Annotated in this window: 3 protein-coding genes; all 3 read right to left on the reverse strand. The window is 32.3% G+C overall.

Going from position 1 to position 5883, the window contains the following annotated elements; all coding sequences use genetic code 11:
• Positions 1-141 precede the first annotated feature (141 nt).
• Positions 142-3435 carry a carboxypeptidase regulatory-like domain-containing protein gene (locus DIU01_RS14965; RefSeq protein ID WP_290835851.1) on the reverse strand — a complete coding sequence of 1098 codons (3294 nt, stop codon included), beginning with the start codon at positions 3433-3435 and terminating at the stop codon, positions 142-144.
• 211 nt (positions 3436-3646) lie between these two features.
• Positions 3647-5290, reverse strand: coding sequence for a glucose-6-phosphate isomerase (pgi, locus tag DIU01_RS14970; protein ID WP_290835853.1), 1644 nt, complete (start codon positions 5288-5290; stop codon positions 3647-3649).
• Between the two features lie 136 nt (positions 5291-5426).
• Positions 5427-5883 (reverse strand): M23 family metallopeptidase (locus DIU01_RS14975; RefSeq protein WP_290835856.1); only part of this gene is annotated, 457 nt, incomplete at its 5' end.

Raw genomic sequence — 5883 nt, forward strand, 5'->3', positions numbered from 1 at the left:
CCAAATATGCCCAACCCGAGTGAAATTTTTGAATAAAATTATACATATAAATTTAATTTTTGTTTTAACAAATATAGAAAAGAAAAAAAACTCTTTTACATTTTTTGTAAAAGAGTTTTTAAAATTATGAAAAAATTATAACTAGTTGAAAGTGTATCGAACACCAACTTGCATCTGCCATCTAGAAGAGTTCAATCCAGAATCATCAATTTGATTTTTAGTAGCATCAACATTAGGATTAAAACGGAAAGTAGGTTGACCACCCGAATTAACAGATACAAAATCTAGCAATTGTACTTGATCAAATGTAGCGAAGTAACGTTTTCCCCAGTCTTTATTTAACATATTTGTAAAGTTAAAAACATCTGCAGTTAATTCAAAAGTATGTTTTCTCTTTCCAGAAAAGAAAGATATTTCTTGTGAAAACTTCATGTCAACAATATGGCTCCATTTTAATCTATCTCCATTTCTTTCAGCATATTTACCTCTTCTTGAACTCAAATATTTATCACCAGCAATATAAGCGTCTAATGCTTCCCATTGTTGCTGCGGTGTTAAATTTGTAACAGGGTCGTTTACTAAGATAATTTCACTTTGATTTGCTGGAACATAAATTAATGCAGATTCTGAGAAAGTATCTCTTAAGATATTACCATTATCATTATAAACATAACTAAATGGTGTTCCTTCTGCTCCTTCATAATAGAAACCTAATTTTGTTTTAGTGTTTTTATTCCATTTAAAAGTCATTACACCATTACTCAATAGTCTTGTTCCTTGTGAAAAATCTGATATTGAAGCACCTCCTACTTTATTAGAACCATTCACTGTTTCAATATTATTCCACTGAGAACTGTTTTGAGAAGATGTAGCGTCAAACAACACTGTTGATTTTCCGTAAGCGTATGTAGCTTGAAGGTTTAAATTAAATCTATTTTGAGTAAATAATTTTGACAATGTAACTGATGTATTATAAGCTTCACCTTCACTTGTATTTGAAGCTAAATAAATTCCTTGATAAGTAGGATCTAAACGAGTAGTACTGTAACGAGGTCTTTTATCTGGTCCGGTTAAGAATTGAGTTGGTTCTGCCAAATTCAAATTTTCATATGAAATTGCTGAAAGATTATCATTAAAAGTAATATCTGCAGAAACTGTAAACCCAAGCGGTAAACGTTGGTCAACTGCTAAACTTGCTTTAAAAACTTGTGGTAAACGAAAATCTTTAGCAAATAAATCTATATTACCGCCAAATTGACCTGGAGCACCAACATTACCTGGAAGTGGCCCAAGAGGTGCGCCATTATTATTTAATTGGCTATTCACACTTGGATCAGGGTTGAAACTAGGCATACTTGGGTTAGTAACACCATTAATATCTATAGCTCCTTGAGTTACACCATTATTATTGTATGTTCCTCCCGGCCATACTAATGGAAGTCTCGAAGTAAAAATACCTAAACCACCACTAATTTGTGTCTTTTTATTACCATTTACATCATAGTTAAATCCTAATCTTGGTGAGATGTGTGCATAATTGTCTATCTTTCTTCCAACTTGTGCTCCTTTTAAATCTTTACCATTAGCATTTAATATTCCAATTGTTCTTGTATTAAAATCATTGTTTGCTAAACCATTTTCCCAAATTGGCACATCAACTCTAAAACCAAATGATATCTTAAAGTTGTCTGATAAACGCATTTCATCTTGAATGTAAGCACCAAGTTGCATAATATCAAATTCTGCAGCACCCAAAGAACTATCTCCTTCGCCACCAACTAATGAGTAACCTAGACGATAACGATTTGGTTTAGCATTATTTAAAAAGTCTGCAAGAGAATTATATCGGTAATATCCAAAATTTCTACCAAAAAACACATTTTTAGAACTTGAAAATTCATTATTGGTACCAATAGTAATGTTGTGCATTCCCGTATTAATTTGGAAATTATCAGTAACCGTTAATGTTTTTTGTTCTAAAAGATTTGCTGTAGAAAATGCTTCAGAACCTAAGAAAATAGTTCCGCTACCATCTCTAATCTCAACAGCAGGAAATGAAGTTCCAAGAGGATTTCTATCGTCATTTACCGTTGTGTATCCAACAACTAAATTATTTGAAAATTTGTTATTAAATCTACTATTCAACTCTAAACTTGTAGAGTTTGTTGTTGATGTAAAATCTATACCACCGTTTGAAAAATTAATAGCTCTTGAAGATGAGTTGCTTGGAGATAAATTCACGGCTTTAACAAGACTGTGACGCAATGCTAATTTGTGCTTGTCATTAATATTCCAGTCAATTTTCGCAATGAACTTATCACTGGTTAATTTTTGAACAGTATTTAAATAATTTCCAGGATTATAACCATAATTATTATTTAAGAAAGATGTTAAATTGTTTAATTGCTGCGTTGCTAAAGCGCCATTAAAAGGATTTCCTCCTGTGATCCCTATGTTTCCAGTATAAGTGTCAATATTAAATGGTTGTGGCGTTTCATTATCTTGTCTTTCATAATTGATGAAATAAAATAACTTATCTTCTACTATTGCACCACCAGCACGAACTCCATAAGTTTTTGCTGTAAAATCTGAAAGTCTTTCTCTAGAAGACGTTCCCGCGAGACTCGGAGGCGTTTTTCCAGCAGTTGTTTCATCTCTATTAAAGAAGTATGCTGATCCTTCAAAATTATTTGTTCCAGATTTTGTTGTAGCACTAATTGCACCACCAGCAAAACCAGAAATTTTAACATCAAATGGTGCAACACTCACTTGAAATTGATCAATTGCATCAAGAGAAATTGGACTAACACCAGTTTGACCACCATTTGTTCCGTTTGCTGCCAAACCAAAAACATCATTGTTTACAGCACCATCAATATAAATTGCATTGTATCTATTATTCTGACCTCCAATTGAAATAACATCATCTCCACGCAGTTGAGCTTGAGGTGTTAATCTTGCAAAATCTGCTATATTTCGTGAAAGTGAAGGTAAACCTTGAACTTTTTTTGAATCGATTATTGTTTGAGCACCTGTTTTATTTGAATCAAAAACATTATCTCGTTTTGATTTAACAACAACTTCTTCTAAAACACTAGATTCTGAAGTTAGCGATACATTTGTATTGAACGTTTCTCCAAGAGCTAAATAAATATCATCTTGAAACTCTGTTTTGTATCCAACAAAAGCAACAGTAACCTTATACGGTCCACCTGTTCTCATATTGGAAATTCTAAAATATCCATTTTCATCTGTTGATGCAGAATACTTCGTCCCAGAAGGTGTATGAACGACCAAAACAGATGCACCAGGCAAAGTACCATCTTTATCCTCAACCTTTCCAGATAAAGATGAATTGGTGTTTCCCTGTGAAAAGGCAAACGATACAAGTAATAGTAAAATTACTGTAAAGCCTAATTTCTTAAAATTTTTCATTTTTTTGAGTGTTAAAATTTTTGCCAAAATTCCAACATTTATTGTCAAGCAACGTTAAGAAAAAGTTAAGAAACTATTTTTTATTGAAAAATTCCTATCCAAATATAAAATGTTACCATTTTACTAAACTATCGTCACTAAATTTGCTAAAAAAACAAAAAAACCTCATTTTAACATAAAAAATGAGGTTGTTTATTGTATAGAATTAATTCTATTTTCTTGTAAGATAATGATTTAAAAGAAAATTTGTCGACGAATCATGATTATTTACTTCTTTAGAATTAATTTCTTCTAAAATAGAATTGGCCAGTTGTTTTCCTAATTCGACACCCCATTGATCGTAACTAAAAATATTCCAAATAATACCTTGAACAAAAATCTTATGCTCGTACAAAGCAATTAAAGAACCTAGAGTTTCTGGTGTTAGTTTTTCAATCAAAATAGTATTGGTAGGTTTATTTCCTGTAAAAACTTTAAATGGCAATAAATAAGCTGCTTTGTCTGCTGAAACTCCATGTTTTTCGAATTCTGAAGCTACTTGTTCTGCTGTTTTACCATTGAGTAATGCTTCGGTTTGAGCAAAAAAGTTAGACATTAATTTATTATGATGGTCTTCGTTACCGTATAATGGTTTTACATATCCAATAAAATCGGTAGGAATTAATTTTGTTCCTTGGTGAATTAATTGAAAAAAGGCATGTTGCGAATTGGTTCCAGGTTCACCCCAAATAATGGTTCCGGTTTGATAATTAACTGGTTTTCCGTCACGACCAATACTTTTACCATTGCTTTCCATAATTCCTTGTTGTAAATATGGAGCTAATTTCTGTAAATATTGCGTGTACGGAATTAAGGCTTCGCTTTCTGCACCAAAAAAGTTATTGTACCAAACGCTCAATAAAGCTAAAATTACAGGAATATTTTTATCGAATGAACTCTCTTCAAAATGGTTATCCATTTGGTTTGCACCTTTCAATAATTTATCAAAATTATCAAAACCAACGGCCAAACTTACTGATAAACCAACGGCAGACCAAAGTGAAAATCGTCCACCAACCCAATCCCACATTGGAAAAATGTTGTTAGAATCAATTCCGAATTCGGTTACTTTTTGAATATTTGTAGAAACTGCCACAAAATGTTTAGCGACATCTTCTTGCTTTGCCGATTTTAAAAACCAACTTCTAATAGTTTCTGAATTGGTTAAAGTTTCTTGCGTTGTAAAGGTTTTTGAAACAATCACAAAAAGCGTAGTTTCTGGATTTATCTTTTTGATAACTTCATTCACGTGATCTCCATCGATGTTGGAAACGAAGTGAACGTTCAAATGATTTTTATAAAACTGCAACGCTTCAACAACCATCGCCGGACCTAAATCTGATCCGCCAATTCCAATATTTACGATATCTGTGAATGGTTTTCCTGTATAACCTTTTAATTCTCCGGAAATTATTTGATTTGAAAAAGCTTTAATTTTATTTTTAACTTCATAAATCTCAGGCATAACATTTTTTCCATCAACTAAAACTGTTGCTGATTCTGGAGCGCGTAAAGCGGTGTGAAGAACAGCTCTGTTTTCGGTTTGATTTATGATATCGCCAGCAAAATATTTAGAAATTGCATCTTTTAAGTTTACTTCATCAGCTAACTCTAGAAGTAAATCTATTGTTTCTTGTGTAATATTATTTTTAGAATAATCAACTAAAAAGTCATTCCATTGAATATGAAAGTTTTCTGCTCTTTTAGAATCCTTTTGAAACATTTCCTTAATAGAATTGCTTTGCATTGTTGAAAAGTGAATTTTCAGTTTTTGCCATGCACTAGTTTCTGTTGGATTTGTATTTTGTAAAGCCATTTTTTTTAATTTTTGATTGACAAAATTAATCAAAAGAATGTAGAAATTACATTCGACTCCTGGATTTTAGACTAGGAAAAGTTACTTAAACGTTGTAGTTGGAAAACAATTTTAAAAATGATAGGATGTCATCAATTTATTTGAATCTAATATCAGCAACACTATCTAATTCACGTTTTAAAGGACGAATTTGCTCTTTGAATCGAGGCAAGTTCCTTCCTTCCATTGGTTGCGAATTGGGTAATTTTAATTTTAACGCATCAACTTGCACGCCATTTTTCCAGAAACGATAGCACACGTGTGGTCCAGATGCCAAACCTGTACTTCCTACTTTTCCAATAACATCGCCTTGTTTTACTCTTTGTCCGCGTCGCACAAGAATTTTAGACATGTGAAGGTATTGTGTAGAATAGGTTTTGTCGTGTTTTATTTTTACAAAATTTCCGTTTCCTGCGGTATAACCAGCTTGTTCTACAACTCCAGTGGCAGTAGTCATAATTGGCGTTCCTGTTGGCGCCGCATAATCGGTTCCATTGTGAGGTTTCCATTTTAATTGGACCGGATGAAATCTATTTTTAGTAAATTTTGAAGTT

This window comes from Flavobacterium sp. (genome assembly GCF_003525665.1).
Taxonomy (GTDB): Bacteria; Bacteroidota; Bacteroidia; order Flavobacteriales; family Flavobacteriaceae; genus Flavobacterium.